The 23,310-nt window shown below is 73.7% G+C and carries 15 protein-coding genes; 1 reads left to right on the top strand and 14 read right to left on the bottom strand.

Annotation, left to right across the window (positions count from 1 at the left end; genetic code table 11):
• Window positions 1-234 precede the first annotated feature (234 nt).
• The 14 genes from ACZ7L6_RS35305 to ACZ7L6_RS35240 form a co-directional block, all read right to left on the bottom strand.
• Entirely contained in the window at window positions 235-2,634 is a 2,400-nt protein-coding gene (locus ACZ7L6_RS35305) for an SDR family NAD(P)-dependent oxidoreductase (RefSeq protein WP_471931150.1), read from the bottom strand.
• The gene (locus ACZ7L6_RS35300) at window positions 2,631-4,058 is read right to left on the bottom strand and encodes a cytochrome P450 (protein ID WP_471931148.1); all 1,428 of its coding nucleotides are present in this window, start codon (window positions 4,056-4,058) and stop codon (window positions 2,631-2,633) included. Before ACZ7L6_RS35300 ends, ACZ7L6_RS35305 begins: the two co-directional genes overlap by 4 nt.
• The gene (locus ACZ7L6_RS35295; RefSeq protein ID WP_471931146.1) at window positions 4,055-6,727 is read right to left on the bottom strand and encodes an SDR family NAD(P)-dependent oxidoreductase; all 2,673 of its coding nucleotides are present in this window, start codon (window positions 6,725-6,727) and stop codon (window positions 4,055-4,057) included. The genes ACZ7L6_RS35300 and ACZ7L6_RS35295 overlap by 4 nt, the downstream gene beginning before the upstream one ends.
• A complete protein-coding gene (locus ACZ7L6_RS35290) occupies window positions 6,724-10,005 on the bottom strand; it encodes an SDR family oxidoreductase (protein WP_471931144.1) in 3,282 nt (1,093 codons plus the stop codon). The genes ACZ7L6_RS35295 and ACZ7L6_RS35290 overlap by 4 nt, the downstream gene beginning before the upstream one ends.
• The gene (locus ACZ7L6_RS35285; protein WP_471931142.1) at window positions 10,002-11,396 is read right to left on the bottom strand and encodes an acyltransferase domain-containing protein; all 1,395 of its coding nucleotides are present in this window, start codon (window positions 11,394-11,396) and stop codon (window positions 10,002-10,004) included. Before ACZ7L6_RS35285 ends, ACZ7L6_RS35290 begins: the two co-directional genes overlap by 4 nt.
• An 18-nt stretch (window positions 11,397-11,414) precedes the next feature.
• A complete protein-coding gene (locus ACZ7L6_RS35280) occupies window positions 11,415-12,146 on the bottom strand; it encodes a 4'-phosphopantetheinyl transferase family protein (RefSeq protein ID WP_471931140.1) in 732 nt (243 codons plus the stop codon).
• Window positions 12,143-13,522, bottom strand: coding sequence for a 3-deoxy-7-phosphoheptulonate synthase (locus ACZ7L6_RS35275; protein ID WP_471931138.1), 1,380 nt, complete (start codon window positions 13,520-13,522; stop codon window positions 12,143-12,145). Before ACZ7L6_RS35275 ends, ACZ7L6_RS35280 begins: the two co-directional genes overlap by 4 nt.
• Window positions 13,519-15,399 carry an anthranilate synthase family protein gene (locus tag ACZ7L6_RS35270; protein ID WP_471931136.1) on the bottom strand — a complete coding sequence of 627 codons (1,881 nt, stop codon included), beginning with the start codon at window positions 15,397-15,399 and terminating at the stop codon, window positions 13,519-13,521. Before ACZ7L6_RS35270 ends, ACZ7L6_RS35275 begins: the two co-directional genes overlap by 4 nt.
• Entirely contained in the window at window positions 15,396-16,064 is a 669-nt protein-coding gene (locus tag ACZ7L6_RS35265; RefSeq protein ID WP_471931134.1) for an isochorismatase family protein, read from the bottom strand. The genes ACZ7L6_RS35270 and ACZ7L6_RS35265 overlap by 4 nt, the downstream gene beginning before the upstream one ends.
• Before the next feature lie 148 nt (window positions 16,065-16,212).
• The gene (locus ACZ7L6_RS35260) at window positions 16,213-17,034 is read right to left on the bottom strand and encodes a 2,3-dihydro-2,3-dihydroxybenzoate dehydrogenase (protein WP_471931132.1); all 822 of its coding nucleotides are present in this window, start codon (window positions 17,032-17,034) and stop codon (window positions 16,213-16,215) included.
• Complete coding sequence (locus ACZ7L6_RS35255; RefSeq protein ID WP_471931130.1) at window positions 17,031-18,515, bottom strand: amidohydrolase family protein; 1,485 nt, start codon at window positions 18,513-18,515, stop codon at window positions 17,031-17,033. The genes ACZ7L6_RS35260 and ACZ7L6_RS35255 overlap by 4 nt, the downstream gene beginning before the upstream one ends.
• Window positions 18,515-18,784, bottom strand: coding sequence for a phosphopantetheine-binding protein (locus ACZ7L6_RS35250; RefSeq protein WP_471931128.1), 270 nt, complete (start codon window positions 18,782-18,784; stop codon window positions 18,515-18,517). The genes ACZ7L6_RS35255 and ACZ7L6_RS35250 overlap by 1 nt, the downstream gene beginning before the upstream one ends.
• A 1-nt stretch (window position 18,785) precedes the next feature.
• Window positions 18,786-20,405, bottom strand: a complete 1,620-nt coding sequence (locus ACZ7L6_RS35245; protein ID WP_471931126.1) for a (2,3-dihydroxybenzoyl)adenylate synthase — start codon at window positions 20,403-20,405, stop codon at window positions 18,786-18,788.
• Window positions 20,406-20,415: 10 nt separating this feature from the next.
• A complete protein-coding gene (locus ACZ7L6_RS35240) occupies window positions 20,416-21,462 on the bottom strand; it encodes a ketoacyl-ACP synthase III family protein (protein ID WP_471931124.1) in 1,047 nt (348 codons plus the stop codon).
• Window positions 21,463-21,940: 478 nt separating this feature from the next.
• Between ACZ7L6_RS35240 and ACZ7L6_RS35235 the strand changes: the two genes are divergently transcribed.
• Entirely contained in the window at window positions 21,941-23,251 is a 1,311-nt protein-coding gene (locus ACZ7L6_RS35235; RefSeq protein ID WP_471931122.1) for a phenylacetate--CoA ligase family protein, read from the top strand.
• The last annotated feature ends 59 nt before the right edge of the window (window positions 23,252-23,310 follow it).

The raw sequence follows: 23,310 nt of genomic DNA, 5'->3' as shown, positions 1-23,310 counted from the left end.
GTCGTTGGTGGGCGCGCGTCTCGGGCGCGTCTTTGGCAGGTGTGGGCCCGTGGGGTGGCGGGGGCGGTCCGAGAAGTCGAAGGCTTCCGCCGGCGGGACGGTGACGGGGTGGCGGGCAGGGTGAGTGGTGGGCGGATGCGAACAGGCCCGGAGGGGAGTGCTCCGGGCCTGTCGTGGCGGGTGGGCGTTGCGGGCCTGTCGCCGGCGGGCGTGTGAGCCTGAGGGGCAGTGGGGTCAGTCCGAGATTCCGACGCCTTCCGCCAGCAGGACCGTGACGCCCTCGCGGCTGCCGGTCCAGCGCCCCTTCTCCGCCTCCGCGTGCAGGCGTTCGACGCGCTGAGCGCCGGGGGACAGCCGGAGGCGGCCGATGGTCAGGGTGCCCGGGGCGGGCCTGGGGGCGCCGCGGTCGGCCGCGCGGACGAGTGCCTCCACGGCTGCGGGGTCGACCGTGGGCTCGGGCGGGAAGGGCACCGTCCACAGATCGGCGGGCAACACGGCGGGCACCTCGCCCTCACACTCCGGGAAGACGACGCCCGCCCAGTGGAGCAGCCCACGGTGCCGTGGCGCCACGCCCGCATCGCGACCGCTGTCCGACGGTCCCGCCGCCGGACGCCCCGCGTGGGCCGCCGGGCTCTCGTCGTAGGCCAGCGTCACCGATGCCACGTCCGTGCCCCCGGTGTCCCGGAGTGTGACGTCCACGCACCACTCGCCGTCGCGGTGGACGCCCCGCGCCTCGCGGTGCAGGGTGAGGGAGCCGTGGGTGAATCGCAGGCCGGGCAGATGGACGCGGACGTCGCGCAGTTCTCGTAGGTGCAGCAGGGGCCAGCCCTCCGGTACCACCCAGTCGCCCGCGGCCACCGCGTACTCGAGGACGACGCTGACCGGTGCGGCGAGCTCCGCGCCGACGTGGAACTCGGCCAGGCACGGATGGTGACGTGCCGTCAGGACCAGCGTGGTGCGCAGCGATTGGAAGATCCGGTACTCCTCGACATCGCCGAGGTAGTGGTCCAGCGCGTGCAGCCGGGGCAGGTCGGGGTGGCCCGTGAGCATGCCGAAGCCGCGCAGCTGGCCGGGGGAGAGGACGGCGCCGATACGGCCGAGGAAGACCGTCTCGCCGGTGTGCCCGGAGGCCAGTTCGGCACTCCAGCGGCGGGTGCCCTCGGCGGGGTCGAGCGTGGAGACGTACCGGACGGCGGCGGAGTAGTTGGCGATGACGCCGAGCCGCTCCCAGGTCGGCCAGCACAGCGTCTGCACGGGCAGGCCGAGGTTGTCCCGCGCCCAGAAGCCCAGCCGGGCCAGCGCCTCGTTGCCCGCCGCGTAGTCGATCTGCCCGACCATGCCGCCCATCCGGCCCGCGAGGGAGCCGACGTTGCTGAGCAGCCGCAGCCGGGCCCGGCGTTCGGGACGGGCGAGGATCGCGGCGACCAGGTTGGCGAAGCCGGTGACCTTGACGTCCACGGTGCGGACGACCCCGTCGGCGGACTTGCGGTCGAAGCGGGCCGGTTCGTCGATGCCGGCGTTGTGCACGACATGGGTCGGTCCGTCGCCCAGCGCGGCGAAGACCCGCTCGACCTGGTCGGCGTCCGTGCAGTCGCAGCGCAGATAGTCGATGCGCAGCCCGTCGGCCGCCGCCCCGGCGAGATTGCGGTGGACGGTGCGGTTCTCCTCCGCCCGGCGCACCTCGCGACGTACACGGGCGAGTTCCGCGGCCGTCCTGGCGGTGGCGAGGCGCCCGCGGCGCCAGCCGGCGAACTCCTCGTCGTCCAGCCCGGTGCCGGCGTCCGGTGTCGGACGCTCGCCCCGTCCGGTGACCACCACCCGGCAGCCGAAGTCCTCGGCGAAGGCACGCGCCGCCGCGAAACCGACACCGCGCGCACCGCCCGTGACGAGGACGGTGTCGTCCGGACCGGGAGCCGTGGCGGAACCGGGCGGCACGACCGGGGCGGGCCGCCCCGCGAGCACATGGCGCCGTCCGTCCCGGTAGCAGACCTCGAAGTGCTCGGGGCGCACGTACTCGCGGGCGACCGCCTCGGCGATCGGCTCCGGCTCGGCACGGTCGACGTCCACCACGACGACCCCGGCGGCGGGCAGTTCACGCGGCAGGCACTTGGCGAGCCCGGCCCAGATGCCGCCGAGCGGCTGCGGCACCGGTCCGGCGCCGTGCCCGCCGAGCCCGCCGAGGTGGGTGACGGCGAGATAGACGTGCCGGCCGAAGCGCCGTTCGGCGGCCCAGCGGCCGTAGGCGCCGCGCACCGCCTCGGTGGTGCGGGCGAGCGCCGGCTGCCATGTCGTGTCACCCAACTCGTAGGGCAGACCCACGACATTGAGGTCGACGATGCCGTCCCAGCCTTCGACGGGCAGTGCGCTGCCAGGGGTGTACGGCACCACGCGCGCCCCACGCCGCTCCAGACCCGCGCCGACCGCGTCGACCAGATCCGGTGACTCGCCCACCACCAGGAGCGAGCGCCCGGCGAGCGGCTCGTCCGTCTCCGGGCCGGGGTGCGGGACCGCCACGGGCTCCCAGACGAAACGGTCCACGGGGCGGACGAAGGCGTCGGGGTCGAAGGAGGACAGGTGCGGGCGCAGCGGCTGCCACCGCTGCTCGGCCGGCGCCGGTCCGGCGGTGGAGGTCATCGTCGGCGCTCCTCGGCCGTCACACGGATGCCGTTCTTGGGGAAGAGGGTGATGTACGCACCCGACCGCGGCGCGGCGCCGACCGGGCTGAGCCGGAAGCGGCCGTGCACCGCGGACACCGCCTGGCGCAGCAGCGCCAGCCCCATCTTCTTGCCGATGCACTGCCGGCGCCCGCCGCCGAACGGCAGATAGGCGGACCGGTCCCGCGCGGGGGAGTTGCCCGGCCGGAACCGTTCCGGGTCGAACCGGTGCGGGTCCTCCCACTGCTCGGGGTTGTGGTGGGCGCCGTACACGGAGATGAGGACGGGGGTGTCCGCGGGGATGTGACGGCCCGCCAGGACGTCGTCCTCGATCGTCTGGCGGGGGAACTGCCAGACCGGAGGGTGCATGCGCAGCGCCTCGTCGACGGCCATACCGGTGTACGTCAGGGCGTCGAGGTCCGCCGCGGTGGGCAGCCGGCCGTCGAGCACCCGGTCGGCCTCCTCCTCCAGCCGGTCGCGGACCTCGGGGTGGTGGGCGGTCTCGTACAGCGTCCACGCCAGAGCGAGCGCGGTGGTCTCCACACCCGCGAGCATGAGGGTCACCAGGTCCGACCAGAAGGCGTCCTCCGGAAGGTCGGAGGCACGGATGAGAGCGGCGACCTCGCCGCCGGCGCCCTGGTCGGCGTCCCACGCGGCCCGGGCGACGACCTTTTCCAGAGTGCGCCGGGCGCGGGCGACGCGACGGCGGTAGGGGGTGGGGACGAAGGAGGGGACCAGCTTCTCCAGGGAGCCGACCTCCTTGAAGATCGCCTCCAGGGCGACGGACAGCGCACGGGCGAACTCGCCGCCCTCCCGGGAGAGATCCCGGCCCACCAGGGCGTGCCCGATGACCCGGCACGTGAGCCGCATCGACTCGGCGTACAGGTCGAACGGCCGCCCCGTGCGGGCGTGTTCGGCCCACCGGTCGGTCAGGTCCGTCACGGCGGCGTCGGTCTCGGCGGAACGCGCGGCGATCGCGCCCGGGGTGAAAGCGGGGTTGACGACCTTGCGGTGCCCCCGCCAGTCGGCGTCGTCCAGCGTCAGCAGGCCGTTCCCCATGAACAGCTCGAACGCCTCGTAGTAGACGCCGCGACGGTAGTTGTCCGCGTTGCCCTGCAGGATCCGCCGGATCCCCTCCGGGTCCGTGACCTGCACGGTCGGGTTGTGCGGGATCATCGGCAGCTTCACGACGGTGCCATGGGCGCGCTGGGCGCGCAGCACGAACGCCGGCGGGTCGGCCGCGTAGAGGATCGTGGAGCCGACGACGGGCCAGGCCAGCGGGAGGCCGGTCGGCCCGTCGGGCTCCCTCGGCGGGGTCTCGCCCGCTGCGGCTCCGGTCACCGGGCAGCGGGCACCGGTTCCGGGGTCCGTGCCGTGGGCCTGGGAGGTGCTCTCAGGGGTCATGACGTGGTCTCCGGGGCCTTCGAGGTGCGGCGCTCGCGTTCGAGGTAGGCGCCGGTGGTCTGGTGGACATGGCCGAGCACGACGCCGGTCATGTCCTTGATCTGGAGCACCACGTCCCCGTCCGCGGTGACCGCGACGGCCCGGTTGCCCTCGTCGCTCTCCAGGTCGAGGCGCGAGGGCAGCGAATACAGCTCGACCCGGGTGCCGGCGGCGGCGAGCGAGGCGTCGGTGTGGCCGCCGTACAGATCGATACGGCGGATCGTGCGCGGCACGGCGAGCGGGGTCCAGCCGCCACCGTGCCCCGGCAGCTCGGCCCGGTCCAGGACGCACACCCGGGCCAGGCCGTCCAGCAGCACGGACGGCACGACCAGCCCGGAGAACCAGCGCTCGATGCCCGGCCGGTCGGGGGCGTACCGGGCACGCCGGCCGCTCGGGTGCGTGCGGGTGTCCGCGGTGGACACGAAGACGCCGCTGAGCAGGACGGCCGGATTCGGCACGTGATACGGATCGGCGAGGGGCTCGGCGCCCTGGTCGTCCCAGTGCTCCCAGCGGGGCGGCGCCACCGGCTCGTCCCGCAGCCGGACGCGCGCGGTGAAGTGGCGGCGGTCCTTCACCAGCAGACGCCCGTCGGGTGCCAGGACGTCGCCGGTCACCTCGACCGCGACGACCGACTCCTGCGGTCCGTCGGCGATCAGCCGCGCCTTGACGCGCTTGACCTCGTCGCGCCCCGCCTTGTAGACGCGCAGGAAGGATTCGAGCCGGACGTCCTCGATGACGGCCGGCACCCGGCCGGGCACGAGGTGCATCGCGGCCTCGGCGGCGAGCTCGGGAACGAACGTACCGGGCAGGGTGGGGTAGCCGTTGACGACGTGCTCGTGCAGGTAGGCGTCGCGGTCCTGGCCGAATGCGCGGACGACGGTGAGCCGGCCGGGGGCGCGGTCGACGATGTCGTCGACGTAGAAGCCGGGCAGTCGCGCGGCGGCCGGGGCGGGCGAGACCGGGGTGCGGCAGAAGTCCAGGTAACCCGGGGCGGCGGCTTCGATGGCGGCGCGTTCCGCGGCGCCGAAGAACACCGTGGCGGCGGGCGGCTCGGCCTGGTCGAGCTCGTGCAGGAAGTGCTCGACGCCCTCGGCCGTGGGCATGGCGGTGAACTGGGCGCTCTTGGCCAGGAAGGCCCGCATCAGCGGAGTAGCGCCCAGGCCGACGTCCCGCCACAGCGTCCAGCCGAGGGTGAACTCCCGTGTCCCGCGCGAGGAGTTGTACAGCGCGGCGGTGTTGAAGTAGTCGTTCGCGGCGCCGTAGTCCGTCTCGCCCGTCTGGCCCGTGAACCCGACGAACGACCCGAAGTTGCACCAGCGTCGAGGCTGCCGGTCGCCGAACGCCGCCTTGAGATGGGCGTAGGAGCGGACCTTCAGGTCGCGGACCGTACGGAAGTCCTTGAGCCGCTTCTGCTCCACCGACGCGGCGCGGTTCGTGCCGGCGATGTTGAGCAGCAGCTCGACGGTGCCCTCGGCGTCGGTGATCCGGCGGACCACCCGGCGTACCGCCTCCTCGTCGCGCAGGTCGCACACGTGGTAGGTGACCCGGTCCGCGCCGCACAGCTCCCGCAGGGCGGCCAGCCGGTCGCGGACCTCGCGGGCGGAACCCAGGCGGTCGTACGCCATGTTCGCCTCGCGTACGGTGAGCCGCTGCGGGCCGGTGGTGCGTAGCCGGATGAAGTCCTTGCGCTCCAGACGGGCGTCGGGCTCGTCGGCGCCGGGGTCGGTCGAGCCGATGATGTGCAGCCGGGGCCGGTCGCGGCGGGCCAGGGCGAGCAGCAGCTCGGCCCCGATGCCGCGGGCGCCCCCGGCGGCGACGACCGCGTAGTCCGCGCGGTCCACCGGCGGCTCGGCGCGCTCGCCGGGGTCGACGACGGCCTGCCACAGCAGCCGGGTGCCGCCCGCGTAGTAGACGACGGGCAGCAGCTGCTCGGTGACGGTCTCGCGGGCCGCGTCCGGCTCCGCCGTGACCAGGTCGCGGGCCTCGTGCACGACGGCCAGCACCGAGGTGTCCGGCCACTCCAGTGCCAGGCTCTTCGCGAACCCGGTGAACAGTCCCGCGCACGGGTGCGGAACCCGCGTGGCGCCGACCCCGCCGAGCACGACCACGACGAACGACTCCGGCCGCGAGGCCGCCGTGACACAGGCCTTCGCGGTGCGGAACAGCGCGTCGTGCAGGTCGAGCAGCGCCTCGGAGGGCGCCTGGTCCTCGGCGTGCAGGTCGACGAGGACGCGGATGTGCCGGGGGCGTGCGCGGCCGACGGCGGCTTCGAGGGTGTCGTCGAGCGGGAGTGACTCGACGCCGGACACATGGTTGTGCGTGTTCGTCAGCAGGGCGGTGCCGGGCGGGAAGAGGTCCGGCGCCGCAGCGGCGGAGCGGACGGGGGCCGGGACCAGGCGCAGGACGTGACGATCGAGGAGGCGCGGCTCGGCGGAGCCGGCCGGCTCGGGGGCGGCCGCCTCCGTGCGGCGGAACGTCAGCCGGTGTACTGGGCCGTCCTTCTGCACGGCCCGTTCCAGCACCGTCGTGTGCGCCTCTGCCGTGTCGGTCTCCGGCCGGGTGAGGAAGGCGATCAGTTCGCGGGCGCCCTCGGCGCCCAGGAGGGTGGTGCTGCGGTGCGGGGCGCTCATGCGGCGCGGCTCCTTTCCATGACGGCCAGGACGGGAAGGCCCGCCTCCTCGGCGAGGGAGCGGCGGGTCACGGCGAAGAGGAACGCGCCCTCGGCGGCGGGACGCCCGTCCGTGTCGTTCCAGCCGGGCAGCGCCGTGCCGTTGACGCCGGCGACGAGGGCCACGTCGATCTCCTCGAAGCCGAGGTACAGGCCGGCCACGTCGAAGGCCTCCAGGAGCGAGGCCTCGCCCGCGTCGACGGTGAGGCTGAGGCCGCGCAGATCGAAGTAGTTGCACAGGCGGGCGGCGATGACGTTCGGCATCTCGCCCGGGAAGGAGTCCTCGGTGGGCGCGGCGATCAGACCGGTCGCCCGCTCCTGAAGACGCTGGAGGAACTTCCCCGTGACGGCGGGTTCCTCGGCGTCCGCCACGGCATGGGCGATCTCGTCGAGGTACGCGCGGGTCTTGTACAGCAGCGCGTTGCGGGTCGCACCGGTGTGACCGACCACCACTCCGGCCCTCCTGCGATGGCTCAGGCAGAACTCCCGTACGGCGTCGTCGAGTTGCTGCATGCAGCGCACCAGCATCAACTGGGTGCGGTCCGTCGTGCGGGCCGTGGGAGGCGGCATGCGCAGCTCCTGGAACGGCGGGACGGGATAGGCGGCACCGAAGGACGGCTCGGGACCGGGACCGCGGCCCGCGGCCCAGGCGGCGACCGCCTCCGCGTCCGGGTCGCCGGGCAGCCGGGACGACCAGCCCACCACCACCAGCTCCTCCTCGACGGGGGCGGGCAGCGCGAGCGGGGTACCGGAGCGGGCGGCCGCCCGGTGGTCCTCCGAGATGACCAGGTGCGCGTTGGTTCCGCCGAAGCCGAAACCGGAGACGGCCACCCGGCGCGGGCGGTCGGCCCGGGCCGGCCACGGCACCGGCTCCCGCGGCACCCGCAGCGCCCCGGACAGCCCGGTCAGCGCGTCCGGCAGCCGCTCGAAACGGTACTGCGCGGGGATCGTGCCGTGCCGCAGCGCGAGCAGGGCGTGGATCACGGAGACGACGCCGGCCGCCCAACCGCTGTGCCCCACCAGGGACTTGTTGGAGGTGACGTACGTCGGGCGCGTCCCCGCGTACCGCGCGTGGAGGCCTGTGAACTCCGCCTCGTCGCCGGCCGGCGTGCCGGTCGCGTGCGCGACGATCCAGTCGACGTCGTCCGCCGCGAGTCCGCCGCGCTCCAGGGCCCGTTCGACGGCGAGCTCCTGGCCGGCGGGCGCCGGAGCGTAGATCGCCTTGCCGCGGCCGTCGGCCGACAGACCGATCGCCGACAGGAGCCCGAGCACCCGGTCCCCGTCGGCGCGGGCCCGCGAGAGCCGTTTCAGTACGACGAGACCGGCGCCGTCGGAGAACAGCGCACCGTCCGCCCCGGCGTCCAGCGCGCGCACCGCCCCGCCCGCCGAGAGCCCGTTGAGCTTGGCGAACAGCACCGAACCGCTCGGCGCCAGGGCGAACGAACCCCCGCAGACGGCGATGTCGCTGTGCCCGGACAGCAGGTCGCGCACCCCGAGATCCATCGCGTAGAGCGAGGAGGAGCACGCGGTGTCCACCATGTGCAGCCGGGTGCCGGACGGCAGGATGCCCGCCATCGCGTCCTGGCCGATGCGGTGCGGGAGGTACCCGGCCGACGGGTCGTCACCGCGCCGGAAGCGGCGCCGCAGCGCGTCCGCGATCGGCCCCCCGACCGCGTCGTCGCCGTCCTCGGCCAGCGTGTCGAGCGCGGCGCGCAGCACGAAGGCCTCCTCCAGGTGCTGGCTGCCGTCGGGCGTGTAGCCGACGCAGAAGGAGAAGCGGTCGCCGGGGCCGCGGTGGACGCCCTCCAGCGCCTGGTGCAGGCTGTGCCGCAGCCACAGCGCGGTGTGGTCGAGCCCGGCGTCCGCCAGTCCCTCCTCCCGCAGCCTCTCGTGCGGCCGGAAGTCGGTGATGAACCCGGAGCGGCGCTGGTAGGTCTTGTCCGGCGCACCGCGGTCCGGGTCGTGGAAGCGGGCGATGTCCCACCGGTCGGCCGGCGCCTGGACGAACAGCTCGCCGCCCTCCAGCAGCAGCCGCCAGAACTCCTCCGGAGAGGAGGCCCCGGGGATCGCGAGGCCCATGCCGACCACGGCGATGGGATCTCGGTCCTCGTCGGTCTCGTCGACGCCGGGGTCCGGCTCCTGAGATGGAATTTCGGCGGGGGCGGTGGTCCCGGTGGTCCCGGTGGATTGGGTGGCGTCGGTGGTTTGGGCGGGCCTGGTGGTCCGGGTGGATTGGGTGGCGTCGGTGGTTTGGGCGGGCCGGGTGGTTCCGGTGGATTGGGTGGCGTCGGTGGTTTGGGCGGGCCGGGTGGTTCCGGTGGACCGGGTGGCCTCGGCGGCCTGGGCGGGCCGGGCGGCCTCGGCGGACTCGGTGGCCTCGGGCTTCGTCCCCGGCGCCGCCATGGGGTGGCTCGCCGGCGAGGGCTTCGGCGTCGGTGACATGGCCGAGCGCAGCAGGGTCAGGCCCCCGTCCGCCAGGACGGTCTGGCCGGTGACCCAGCCGGAGCGGTCCGCGGCGAGGAAGAGGACGACCTCGGCGAGATCCTCGGGGCGGCCGAGGCGGGCGAGCGGTGTGGCCGCGACCGTGTTGGCGCTGACGTCGTCGAAGGCGGGGAACATCTGGCCGACGGGGTTGTCGATCAGTCCGCAGGACGCGGCGTTCACCCGGATCCGGTCCTCGGCGAGCTCCGCCGCGAGATAGCGGGTCAGTGACTCCAGCGCGGCCTTGGAGATGCCGACCGGCAGGTAGTTCGCCGGGGTGGTGACCGAACCGAGGGAGGAGACATTGACCACCGCCCCGCCCTGGCCGGCGGCCCGGGCGAGCAGCGGACGGGCGTAACGGGCACACCACAGCGGGCCCTTGACGTTGGTGGTGTAGGTCCGGTCGAGGAGGTCCTCGGTGATCTCCTCGAAGGGCACGAAGGAGCCCGCCGCCGCGTTGTTGACCAGGATGTCGAGCCGGCCGTGCGTCTCGCCGATCTCCGCGAACATCCGCTCCACCTGCGCCGGCCGGGCCACCGAGGCCCTGATCACCCGTACGTCCAGGCCCCGTTCGGTCAGGCGGCGTGCCTGCTCCTTGGCGCTGTCGTAGGAGTGGAAGCAGTTGAGCAGCACGGTGGCGCCGCGCTCGGCGAGCCGCTCCACGATGACCCGGCCCACGCTTCCGGCGCCGCCGGTGACGAGGGCGATGCGCCCGGCGAACTCCGCCTCCCCGTGGCCCACGGGCGTACCGGCGCTCATCGGGCGGCCGTGCCGTCGGCGAGGGCGCCGCGCGCGGCACCCTCGGCCACGAAGTCCACGACCTTGCCGAAGGTGTCGTAGTCCGCCACGCGCAGTCCGGCCGGGGGCACCCCGAGGCCGAAGCGGTCGCCGAGCCGGCTCAGCAGCTCGGTCTGCTTCACCGAGTCGACACCGAGGTCCGCCTCCAGGAGCACGTCGTCGGTGAACACCTCCTCGGGGTACTCCATCGCCTCGGCGTACAGGGCCCGGACCCGGCCGGCGAGTTCACCGCGGTCCACCTCGGCGGGCGCACCAGGCGAGGGCTGCGCGGCCTCAGGGGCCTCGCCGGCCTCGGCGGTCGGCACCGCCGGGACCGGCACCGGGATCCCGCCCGGGGCCACGGTGACGGGATACACCGCCGTGTCCCGGCTCAGCGGCTCCCGCAGCGCGTCCGCCGCCGCCGTCAGGCCTTCCTCCTCGTCGCGGCCCGCGAGCGGCGCCGCCGTGTGGACGCCCGGGTGAGCCCCGGCGACCAGGCTCGTCAGCACCTGCCCGGCGCCCACCTCGACGAAGGTCCGCGCGCCGGCGGCGTGCAGCGCGGCGACGGACGTACGGAACGCGACGGGGGTCACGAGGTGCAGGGCGAGCAGGTCGGCGAGGTCGTCGCCGTCGCGGTAGAAGCGGCCCAGGATCGGCGAGTACACCGGCACGGTCGTCGGGCGGCGCCGGAAGGTGCCGATACGGGCGGCCAGTTCACGGCGTGCCTCGGCCAGCAGCGGGTTGTGGAACGGGTGCGGGGAACGCAGCGGCGTCGCCGAGATGCCGAGCTGCCGGGCGATCTCCGCGGCCGTGCCGATCGCGGCGGAGGGGCCGGAGACGACGGTCTGATCCGCGGCGTTGTCGACGGCCACCACCAGGGTGGGGTGGTCGATCAGGGTCACGAGCCGCTCGGCCCGCTCCCGGCCGCAGCGCAGCGCGAGCAGCGAACCCCCGCTGCCGTCGTGGTCGCGTACGACGGAGATCCGCTCGCAGAGCACCGCCGCCGCGTCGGCCAGGTCGTAGGCGCCCGCGCAGGTCAGCGCGGCCACCTCGCCCAGGCTGTGGCCGAGGTGGACCGAGGGCCGCGCGCCGCGCTCGGCGAGCAACCGGTGCGTGGCCACCGAGGTGGCGAAAACGGCCAGCTGGAGGGTGTCCGGGGCCTGTTGGAGGAGGGCCGCGGGGCTCGGCGGCGACGGCCGGAACAGCACCGAGGACACCTCCTGGCCGAGCCGCTCCTTGGCGACCGCGTCCACTGCCTCGAAGGTGCCCCGGACGGCGTCGGAGCCGCGCTCCCAGAGCCCCGCGAGGGCGCCGGGACGGTAGGCGCCCTGCCCGGGGAACAGGGCGACGGTCAGCTCAAGGTCTTGCTTCATGGGGAACTCCCGAGGTCGTCAGACACCTGATACGGCGTTCAGCACGGTCAGGCCGGTCGGATCGGCCAGGTCGAACCGGCGCACCTCACCGGGGCGGCCGCCCCGGACGGCAAGGGCGAGGGTGTGCCGGGTGGTCGGCCGCAGCAGCTCGAACCACCAGCCGGAGCCGGTGGCCGGGGGCTGCTGCGGGTCGTGCACGGTGATCCGGGTGGCAGTGCGGGGAGCGAAGGAGAACCCGTCGAGGTTCCGGCGCATCCCGGTGCCGAGGCCCTTGAGATAGGCCTCCTTGAGCACCCAGAGCTCCCTGGTGCGCTCGAGGCGCTCGGCCCCCGGGAGGGCGGCCAGTTCCGCGCGCTCGGCGGGAGCGAAGAAGGCGGCCACATGGGCGGCGGACTCCAGGGACAGGGGCTGGTGCTCCACGTCCACCCCGCAGGCCCGGCCGTCGGTGACGGCGCAGGCGACGAGGCCGTCCGTGTGCGAGACGCTGAACCGCACGCCGTACCGGGCCGGCCGGGGCTCGGGCCTGCCGTGCGGGGTCGTCCAGAACCGCCACTCGTCCGGTGGGTGGCCCGTGCGGGCGCTGAGCGCGTGCCGGCACAGCAGCCGCCCGGCCAGGAACTGCCGACGCTGACGCAGCGTCAGCATCCGGTCCAGCCGGGCCCGTTCCTCCCCGGTGAGCAGTCGCTCGCCGCCGGTCCGCTCGACGAAGTCGTCCACGGCCTGTTCGGGCAGCAGCCACAGGTCGGTCATCGCAGGGTCTCCCAGGCGCCCGGGGACCGCGCGGCCTGCAGGAGTTCGGCGAGCCGGAAGGCCAGGTCGAGCGACTGGTCCCGGTTCAGCCGCGGGTCGCAGACCGACCGGTAGCGCGTGGGCAGGTCGGCGAAGCCGAGGCCGGCGCCGCCGCCGACGCACTCGGTCACGTCGTCGCCGGTCAGCTCCAGGTGCACCCCGCCCGGGTGGGCGCCGAGGCCGCGCAGCACCTCGAAGAAGCCGGCCAGTTCGTCGAGGATGTCGTCGAACCGGCGGGTCTTGTGCCCGGACGGCGCGCCGATCGTGTTGCCGTGCATCGGGTCGGACACCCACGCCACCGGCAGGCCCTCGGCCGTGACCCGTTCGACCAGACCGGGCAGCACCTGCCGCACCTTCCGGGCGCCCATCCGGACCACCAGGGTGAGCCGGCCCGGTTCGCCCTCGGGCGACAACCGGTCGATCAGACGCAGCAGTTCGTCCGCCGCGACGGTCGGACCGATCTTGACGGCGACCGGGTTGCTGATCCCGGAGAAGTACTCCACGTGCGCCCCGTCGAGCCGGCGGGTGCGCTCGCCGATCCACAGCAGGTGCCCGGAGGTGGCGTACGGGCGGCCGGTGGCCGTGTCGACGCGCGTCAGCGCCGACTCGTAGTCCAGCAGCAGCCCTTCGTGGGACATGAACAGCTCGCCGGGCGTGTGCCAGCCGTCGCCGGTGCCGGTGAAGCCGCCGGCCCGCTCGATCTCCTTGGTGAGCGTCTCGTAGCGGGCCCGCTCCGGTGACGCGGCGGTGAACTCGCGCAGGGCTTCGAGGGCGGGCCCGGGCCCGGCCTGTTCACTGCCGCCGTACGCCCGGACGAGGTTCAGGGTGGCGGCGGACTTGTGGTAGACGCGGACCATCCGGTGCGGGTCGGGGGTGCGCGCGGCCTGTGTGAAGGCGTGCCCGTTCACCGCGTCGCCCCGGTACACCGGCAGTTCGACGCCGTCCCGGGTCTCGGTCGCCGCCGAGCGCGGCTTGGCGTACTGCCCGGCCATGCGGGCGACGGTCACCACGGGCAGCGACATCACATAGCCGAAGACGGTGGCCAGTTGCTGAAGGGTGCTCGCGCTGCGGCTGATGGACGTGGCGTTGATCGCGTCCAGGTCCTCGGCGCAGTCGCCGCCCTGGACCAGGAACGCCTCGCCGCGCGCGACCGCGGCCATGCGCTTCTTGAGCAGGTCGCACTCGCGGGGCATCACCAGCGGCAGACTCGCCGCGAGAGCGGTGACAGCGGCGTCCAGTGCGGCGGCGTCCGGCCACGCCGGCTGCTGCCCGGCGGGCAGCGAACGCCAGCCGGTGTGCACCGGGTGCGCGGCGGGGGGATCGAGCAGGGGGGTCACGCCGTCAGCTCCGCTCGGTGAGGCACCGGCGAAAGCGCTCCGGTGACCAGGCTGTCCAGGATGGCCGCCCCACGCCGGGTCATCACCGACTCGGGATGGAACTGCACGGAGGTGAAGCCCGGGCCGCGCAGCGCGTGCACCTCGCCCGTCGCCGGGTCGCGGGCGACCTCGACCGGGCCCGGGACCGGCGGGCTGTGCAGCAGCGCGCTGCCGCAGTACGCGGCGAACGTGTTGTAGAAGTACACCGGCTCCGGGGCGCCGAACAGATCGACGGTGCGCCGTACGCCCTGGTTCGGGAAGCCCAGCCTGCGCAGTTCGAGACCCAGCAGCGAGCTGAGCACCTGGTGGCTCAGGCACACCGACACGAACGGGATCCGCAGGTTGAGCAGACTGCCGGTGACCGCACGCAGGTGGGCGATCTTGGGGTGGTTCACCTCGCGCGGATCACCGGGGCCCGGGCCGAGCACGACCAGGTCGTAGCCGGTCAGCCGGTACGGCTCGTCGTAGCGGCGGACCGTCACGTCGTATCCGAGGCTGCGCAGTTGCAGCGCGCCCATCGCGGTGAACGTGTCCTCCGCGTCGATGATCAGCACCTTGTCCCGGGTGGCCGAGCGCAGCGGTGTGGGGGCCAGCCAGAAGTCCGACAGCGGGGCGTTGCGCGAGGTGAGCGCCGACCGGATCCGCGGGTGCCGGTCGAGGCCGGCGGGGCGGCGCCGTTCGGCGACCCGGTGCAGGGCGTCGAGCAGGCCCGCCGCCTTCGCGGCGGTCTCGGCGGCCTCCTTCGCGGGGTCGGAGTCGCGCACCAGCGTCGCGCCGACGCCGATCCGGACCCGGCCCGCCGCGTCGACGTCCGCCGTCCTGATCATGATCGCCGAGTCCATGCGCCGCCGGCCCGCGGCGTCCCGGCCGATCAGGGCGGCCACCCCGGAGTAGTAACCGCGGCCGGTCGGCTCGAACTTGGCGATCACCCGGCACGCGCTCTCCACCGGGCTGCCGGTCACCGTCGGCGCGAGCAGGGTCTCCCGCAGGATCTCGCGGACGTCCCGGGTGCTGTGGCCGACGATGCGGTACTCGGTGTGGGCGAGGTGGGCCATCTCCTTCAGGTGCGGCCCCACCACGTGCGCGTCGTCGCAGACGCGGCTCATCATCTTCAGTTCCTCGTCGAGCACCATGTACAGCTCGTTGGTCTCCTTGCCGTCGGCGAGGAAGTCCAGCACGGACTCGACGGTCGGGCCGCCGGCCGGATAGCGGTAGGTGCCGCTGATCGGGTTCATCACGGCGACGCCGTCGTCGAGGCTGACATGGCGCTCCGGGCTGGCGCCGATGAAGGTGCGCTCGCCGGTGTGGATCAGGAACGTCCAGTACGCGCCGGGCTCGCCGCGCAGCAGCCGGCCCCAGAACGCCAGCGCCGTACGCGCCGACCAGTCGGGGATCTCGGTGACGAAGGTGCGCTTGAGGACGAAGTTGGCGCCGGAGCCCTGGCCGATCTCCTCGTCGAGGACGCGGCGCACCAGGTCGCCGTACTCCTCGTCGTCGAGGTCGAAGCGGCCCTCGCCGGTGACGACGGGCCAGCCGAGCACCGTGTCGAGCACCTCCTCGACGGGCAGCAGCGCCTGTTCGCGCACGGGCATCGCGAGGACCGGTTCGCCGTCGTCGTGGTGGTCGTAGCCGCGCTCACCGATCACCCGGTACGGCAGGACGGCGAGCACCTCGTGGGTGCCGGGCTCGCCGAGGTCGGGGACCGGCAGCCGCGCCGTCCCCGCGACCTCGGTGAACTCGCCGAGCAGCAGGTCGACATGGCCTGCTTCGCCGCTCTCGGGCCGGTGCAGCACCGCGAAGGGCCGTCCGCCCGCAGCCAGTTCCTCCAGGGAGGTCATGAGGGGTCTCCTACGGACGCGGGGTTCGCCGCCGACAGGGCCTGAAGCACCGTCGCGGTCGGCAGGGTCATGGCGCACCGGCTCGCCGCGTACTGGAGCGCCATCCGGTGGAACTCGGGTGTGAAGTCGGCGATCGCGTCGGCGACCACGAAGGGCTGGATGTCGTGCGCGAACGCGTCGCACGCGGTGAGCAGGATGCCGACGTGGGCGTAGATCCCGCAGATGATCAGCTGGTCACGGCCCTGCTCGCGGAGCAGTTCGAGCAGGGGAGTGCGGTGGAAGGCGCTGGCCCGCCACTTGGTGAGCACGGTGTCCCGTTCGCCGGGCGCGATGGCCTCGGGGATGCCGCGGTCCTCGGGCGCCGCCGACATGCCGGGGCCCCAGAAGTCCGCGAGCAGCCCGCGCTGCCGGGGCGTCATGTCGCCGGGCTGCGCCGAGTAGACGACCGGCACACCGAGGCCGGCGCAGCGCTCGCGCAGCGCCCCGACGTGGGCGAGCAGATCGGAGTGCGGCTGGGCGCCGGCCGTGAACGGGGCGAGGAAGTAGTGCTGCATGTCGTGCACCAGCAGCACCGCACGGCGCGGATCGACGCTCCAGGACACCGCGTCGGGCGGCAGCTCGGCGGGCCGTGGCATCGGATACGGGTCGATCGGTGCGATCGCCACGTCGGGTTCCTTTCCTGGTCGGATGACGGCTTGCGTGGGGTGCTTCGCCGGCCCCCGGACTACTGACGGCGCAGGGAGGTTCGCGCCCGGGACCGCGGGGGATGCGGCCCCGGGCGCGGCCGGACCGTCGGGGGAAACGGTCCGGCGGTCAGGTGCCCAGAGCCGCACCGCCGTCGACGGTCAGGTCGTGCATGGTGATGTGGGCCGACCGCTCGGACAGCAGGAAGAGGACGGCGTCCGCGACATGGGCGGGCTCGGCGATCCGGCCCAGCGGAATGCCGACCCGGTAGGCCTCCGGCACCCCCTCCACCGAGGCGCGCTCGGCCGCCTCGCCCTGCAGCGCGGTGAGCATCGGGGTGCGGGTGGAGCCGGGCGCGACGACGTTGCACCGGATGCCGTGCCGGGCCAGTTCCAGGCCGAGGCACTTGGTGAACATCGCGGAGGCCGCCTTGGAGGCGGCGTACGCCGCCATCGAGGTGCGGGGCGTCAGGGCCGCGTTGGAGGCGATCGTCACGATCGAACCCCGTCCCCGCGGAGTCATCAGGCGGGCCACCGACCGGCTGACGTGGAACACACCGCTCGCGTTGACCGCGAACGTGAGGTCCCACTCCTCGTCGGTGAGCTCGCTGGCCGGGCCGCTGCGCAGTACCCCGGCGCCGTTGACGAGGTAGGCGATCGGCCCGAGTTCGGCCTCGACCTTGGCGATCGCGGCGTCCACGTCCGCGCTGTCGGTGACGTCCACGGCCACCGCCAGCACGCCCCCGTCGCAGCCCTCCAGCTCGGCCGCCAGCCCCCACAGCGCCGTGATGTCCCGGTCCAGCAGCGCCACCGGCACACCGGTCGCCGCCAGCGCCCGGGCGACCTCGGCACCGATGCCGCCGGCCGCTCCGGTCACCACGGCGACACCCGACCAGTCCGCGCCGGGCAGCGGCGTCGTCGCAGGAGCCGTACGGGAATATCCGGCGCTCATCGGGCCACCTGCCCCAGCACCCGGTCGACCGCCTCCGCGGGAACCCGCAGGGCCCGCGTGGTGAAGCCGCGCAGCGCCTGAAGGTAGCGGTCCCGCAGCGCCGCCTCGTCGACCTCGACGCCCCGGCCGCCCTCGACCAGGGTGCGGCCGCCGACGATCACCGTGTCCACGTCCGCGGAGCCGGCCAGCCACAGGAAGCTCTCCAGCGGCCGCGGATTGAGCAGATAGCGCCAGTCGTCGGCCCGGACCAGCAGCAGGTCGGCCTGCTTGCCGGGCTCCAGGCTGCCGACGGCGTCGTCCCAGCGCAGCCCCTTGGCGGCGATCCGGGTGGCCATCGCGAGCGCGTCGGTGGGCAGCACCTCGGTCTGGTCGGCGCTCATCTCGTTGTACATCTGCCAGGCCGCGCGCATCGTCTCGGCGATCCCCGCGCCCGGCAGCGCGGCCGCGTCGGTCGACAACGACACGTCCAGGCCCGCCCGGCGCAGCGCCGGCACGACCCCGGTCTCGGTCAGCGAGGACTCGCCCGAGGGGCCGTACTTGCCGGGGGAGTGGCTGATGTGCGCCCGCGCGGCGAGCATCAGCTTCTGCTCGTGCTCGTCGAGGAACGCGCCGTGGCCCGCCATCAACCGGTCGTCCACCAGGCCGAGTTCGGCCAGCCGGCGCAGCCCGGTCTCGCCGTAGTACGTGCGCATCAGCTCGACCTCGTTGCGCAGCGCGCCCACGTGCGTGGCGAACGGCAGGTCGTGCCGGGCGACCAGATCGGCCATGCCGCGCGCCAGCTCGTCGGTCATGTTGGTGACGTAGGAGACGTTCGGGCGGCACCTGATCCGGCCCGTGGTGTCCGCGGCGACCACGCCGAGCAGCGACTCGAAGCCGGCGAGGACCGCGTCCGCGTCCCGGGTGCGCACGAAGCGCGACCGGTCGGGCGGGCAGATGGCGTCGCTCGCCCAGGTGCTCGCCGAGAAGCGGAGGCCGAGGCGGCGGGCCGCGGCGACCATCGAGTGCGGGCGGTTGAGGGAGCCCATGTCGCCGAGCGTCGTCACTCCGCCGCGCAGCTGGATCCACATCGAGTACTCGGCGATGGCCTGCGCCTCGTCCGGCGTCAGGGCCTCGATCAGGTCGTCGAAGCGGTCGAAGGTGGCGGAGATCTGGTGCATGTCACCGCCGCCGCCCATGAACGCGACCTGGTCCTCGCGGTCGGAGACCGGCCTGAGCGCCCCGCGCATGGTGAAGCCCATCGCGAACATCTCGTGCCAGTGGGCGTTCACGAAGCCGGGCAGGATCATCATCCCGCTCGCGTCGAGCGTGCGCAGCCGGGACCTGACAGCCGCGTCGAGCCCGTCGACGGCCTGCCCGACCTCGGCGGCCGGGCCGACCGCGACGACCTTGTCGTCCACGATCAGGACGGCGCCGCGGGCGTGCACGGACTCCTCGGCGTCGGCGGTGTAGACCGTGCCGCCGGTGATCAGCCGGGCCGTCATCACGCCGCCCCCGGGTCCGTCGACGCCGACGCGGCCAGCGTCTCGAAGTGCGCGAGCCAGCCGTTCAGCGTGGGCGCGGCGACCAGGGCGTCGAACTCCACCGGGATGCGTGCCTTGCGCCAGCGGCTGACCAGCCGCATGATCTCCAGCGAACTCAGGCCGAGCAGCACCAGGTTGGCGTCCGGCTCGATCCGGCCGGGCTCCAGGCCCAGCACGGGCGCGACGATCGCGCGCAGCTCGCGTTCGGTCGGGAACACAGAGATGTCCACGTCAGCCTTCCTGCTCGGACGCGGCGTGTGCGGCCAGCGCCTTCTTGTCGACTTTGCCGAGAGGGGTCAGGGGGAGCTCGGGCACGTAGCGCACGAGGTCGGGCAGCTTGTAGTCGGCGACGCCCTGCGCGTGCACGGACTGCTTGAGGTCGGCGAGCGAGATCTCGGGGCCGTCGGCGACGAGGTAGGCGCAGATCCGCTCGCCCAGGAACGCGTCGGGCACGCCGATCACGGCCGCCGCGGCGACGGCGGGGTGGGCGAGCAGCAGGTCCTCGACCTCACCCGCGGCGATCTTGTCCCCGCCGCGGATGATCGTCTCCTTGATACGGCCCTCGATGACCAGGTCGCCGTCCTCGGTGAGCCGGGCCAGGTCACCGGTGCGGTAGAAGCCGTCCGCGGTGAACGCACGCCGGTTGTAGTCGGGCACCCGGTAGTAGCCGCGCAGCGTGTACGGGCCCCGGGTGATCAGCTCGCCGACCCCGCCCGGGGGCAGCGGTGTGCCGTCCTCGTCGACGACGAGCAGTTCGTCGGCGTCGGAGATCGGCTTGCCCTGCGTGGTGAGCACCGACTCGGCCGGGTCGTCCGGCCGGCTGAAGGTGAGCAGGCCCTCCGCCATGCCGAACACCTGCTGCAGCCGGGCGCCCAGCGTGGGTTCGATGCGCTCCGTGAACTCGCGCAGCATCCGCGCCCCGCCGACCTGCACCAGCCGCAGCGTGGACAGATCCTCGTCGGCCCACTCGGCCGCCTCCAGCCACAGCGTCATGATCGACGGGACCATCGCCGTGACGGTGACCCCGTGCCGCTCGATCAGCGGGAAGCAGTCCATCGGGTTGGGCGTGTCGGCGAGGACCACGGTGCCGCCGGTGTGGAAGGTGCCGACCACGCCGGGGCAGCCGAAGGCGAAGTTGAACTCGATGGGCAGGACGGCGAGATAGACGTCGTCCTCGGTGAGCTCGCACACCTGGGCCGCGCGGTCCGACATGTAGACGTAGTCGTCGTGGGTCCGCGGGATCAGCTTCGGCAGCGCCGTGGTCCCGCCGGACAGCAGGAAGAACGCCACGTCCGCCGGGTCGGGCTCGGGCAGCGGGCGCGGGTCGGCGACGGCCGACTCCAGCTCGGCGACCGAGACGAAGCCCTCGGTCTTGGCGCCCAGCACGAACAGGGACTCGAGCGTGCCGGTCCCGGACCGGACCTGCCGGGCCAGTTCGCGATGGTCGTAGCCGCGGTGCGTCTCGGGCACCAGGTAGCCGACCGCCCCGCTCAACTCGACGAGGTGGGCGATCTCGGTGGCGCGGTGCGCGGGCAGCGAGAAGACCAGCTTCGCGCCGAGCCGCATCAGGCCGAACGCGATCGCCACGAACTCCGGCACGTTCGGCAGCTGGACGACGATCCGGTCGCCGGAGCGCACGCCGTGCGCGGCGAACCCGGCCGCCAACCGGTCGGCCCAGCGGTCGAGTTCGGCGTAACCGATCCGCCGGTCGCCGTGGATCAGCGCGGTCCTGTCGCCGTACCGCTGCGCGGCCTTGCGCAGCACCGTGCCCATGGTCTCGCCGCGCCAGATGCCCTGCTCGCGGTAGCGGCGGGCGACCTCGTCCGGCCAGGGGGTGAATCCTTCGAGCATCTGCGCGCTCCTACTCCGACTCGGGGGTGGCCGGGGCCGCCTCGGTGATCCGTACGACGGCCGCGCCCGCCTCCATGCCGGTGCTCGCGCCGATCAGCAGGACGTGATCGCCGGGTCCGACCTGGCCGGTGCGCCAGATGTGCTCCAGGCCCAGGAAGAGGTCGGCGGCGCCGGTGTGCCCGATGGTGTTGACGTACTCCCAGACCGCCTTCTCCTCGGGGACGTCGAGCGGCAGCAGGAACATCGCCTCCAGGGCGGGCCGGCCGAAGCCGACGTGGCACACCTTCGCGATCTGATTCCAGGTCAGATCCGCCTGCTTCAGGGTGCGTTCGGCGACCTCCGCGACCCGGTCGCCGAAGTTCTTGATGGGCGGGGCCTGCCCGGCCGCCCACTGCTCACGGACCTTCTCGGCGCGTTCGGCGAAGTTCAGCCCGCGCCCCCGGGTGACACCCGGCGGGAACAGCTCCTCGCCCGCGCGGTGCAGGATCTCCATCGAGGAGTCGGACAGCGAGTCCAGGGCGAGCAGCTCGGCGAAGCCGGACCGGCGCGAGAGCACCACGGCCGAGCCGGCGTCGGCGAGCACGAACAGGCCCGAGGCGCGCCAGCGTTCGACGCCGGGGGTGGAGTAGTTGTCGCCGGTGGTGATCAGCGCGGCGTCGTGCGTCGGGTTGGCGACGAGGCGGTTGGCGGCCACGTCCAGCGAGGCCAGCATGCCGAGGCAGCCCTGCTTGACCTCGACGGCGGGCACCGGACGGTCGATGGTGTTGTTCAGGATGTAGTGCACCGCCGACCAGCCGTCGGGGCCCTGGTGGTGGGTGTAGCTGTGCAGCAGGATGCCGATGTCGTCCGGGCCGTGCCCCGAGCCGGCGAGCGCGGCCTTCGCCGCGTCGATCGCCATCCGCGGGGCGGGCGTGGAGTCGCTGACGGCGGCCGACCGCATGCCCGAGGCCTGGCGGGCCTCCTCGTCGTACAGCCCCTCCGCGACCGCACGCTCGGCCGGGAACAGGGGCGGCAGGTGGCTGCCGATCCCGGCGAGATACAGGTTCGCAGTCCTCATCGAGCCGACTCCTTCGTGTCCTGGTGCATGTCGTGGTGCACGTCCTCGGGAACGCGTGGGGGGAGGTGTGGGGGACGTGTCGTGCAGCTGTGCGGCGGACGGGCGGATGCCCTGGGCGCAAGCACAGCAGCGGGGCCGCACGGCCTCATGAGTGGGCGGTACTCAACCGGCACGGCGCCCGCGTCCCAGGGCGCGGCGGCCGTCGTGCGGTGGTGCACCCGGGCCGGACCGGATGCCGGGCCGACCAGGGCCCTGCCGTCGGTTTCCCGCCTGCCCGGCGAGGCCCGGCACGCGGGCTCGCCCGCACCGGACGCCGCCGGGCCCGCTCTCCGGGCTGACGACGGGACCGTGACGGCAGGGCCCAATTGAGTGGCGACTACTCGCGTCCCCGCCATGGCCCGAATGGTCTGCTGCTGCCTGCGCAACCGCCGCGTGCCATCCGCGCACGCGGCCAGGGCACACACGAGGGAGATCCCATATGTCGTGGGCGCGTCCGGAACCCGGCGACTGGTCCAGCCCCGCCGAACTGGCCGAACTGCAGCGGTCCCAGCTGCCGAGGGTCCTCGTGCAGGCACTGCGGTCGCCGTTCTACGCGGCCCGCTACAAGGAGCGCACCGCGCCGCGCACCGCGGACGACTTCGCCGGCGTCGAGCTGACGACCAAGCAGGACCTGCGCGACCAGTACCCGTTCGGGATGCTCGCGGTGGAGCGCGAGCAACTCGCCACCTACCACGAGTCCAGCGGTACGGCCGGCGATCCCACCGCCTCGTACTACACGGACGAGGACTGGACCGACCTCGCCGAGCGGTACGCCCGCAAGTGGGTCGGCATCCACCCGTCGGACACCTTCCTGGTGCGCACCCCTTACGGCCTGGTCATCACCGGGCACCTGGCGCAGGCCGCCGGCCGGCTGCGCGGCGCCACGGTCGTCCCCGGTGACGCCCGCTCGCTCGCCACGCCGCTGTCCCGCATGGTGCGCGTCCTGAAGTCCCTCGACGTGACGCTCACCTGGTGCAATCCGACCGAGATCACCATGCTGGCGGCCGCCGCGAAGGCGGCGGGCCTGCGCCCGGAGAAGGACTTCCCCGCCCTGCGCGCCATGTTCACCGCGGCGGAACCGCTGACCGAGGTGCGCCGGCGCCGGCTGAGCGAGATCTGGGGCGGCATTCCGATCGTCGAGGAGTACGGCTCCACGGAGACCGGCACCATCGCCGGGCAGTGCCCCGAGGGCCGGCTGCACCTGTGGGCCGACCGCGCGATCTTCGAGGTGTACGACCCGACGACGGGCGAGCTGTCGGAGGCGGGCCGCGGCCAGATGGTCGTGACCCCGCTGTACCGGGACGCGATGCCGCTGCTGCGCTACAACCTCGCCGACGAGGTCGAGGTGTCCACCGAGCCGTGCGCCTGCGGGTGGCTGCTGCCGACGGTCACGGTGCTCGGCCGGGCCGGCACCGAGTACGCCGTCGGCTCCGCCACCGTCACCCAACAGCGGCTGGAGGAGCTGGTGTTCTCCCTGCCCGCCGCCTACGAGGTGATGTTCTGGCGGGCCATGGCGCACCCCGACGTGCTGCGCCTGGAGTTCGAGGCCCCGGAGGCGACGCGGGAGCAGGCCGTCAAGGATCTCGGCGCCGCCATCGACCGCGAACTGGGCGTCCCGCACCGCATCACCGGGCTGCCCCTGGGGACCCTCGTCCCGACGACGGCCCTCACCGCCCAGCGCGACATCCTCAAGGCGCGCTATCTGTTCGCGGAGGGCGAGGACTGGGACAAGGCGGTCATGTACTTCTGACGCCCCGGTGGCCCCGGTCCTCCCTCGTTCTTCTCTCCCTTCTCTTCTCTTCCGTCCCC

Source organism: Streptomyces sp. NPDC107522 (assembly GCF_055657525.1).
The sequence above is the reverse complement of the archived record's forward strand: the minus strand, read 5'-3'. Positions and strand labels throughout refer to the sequence as shown.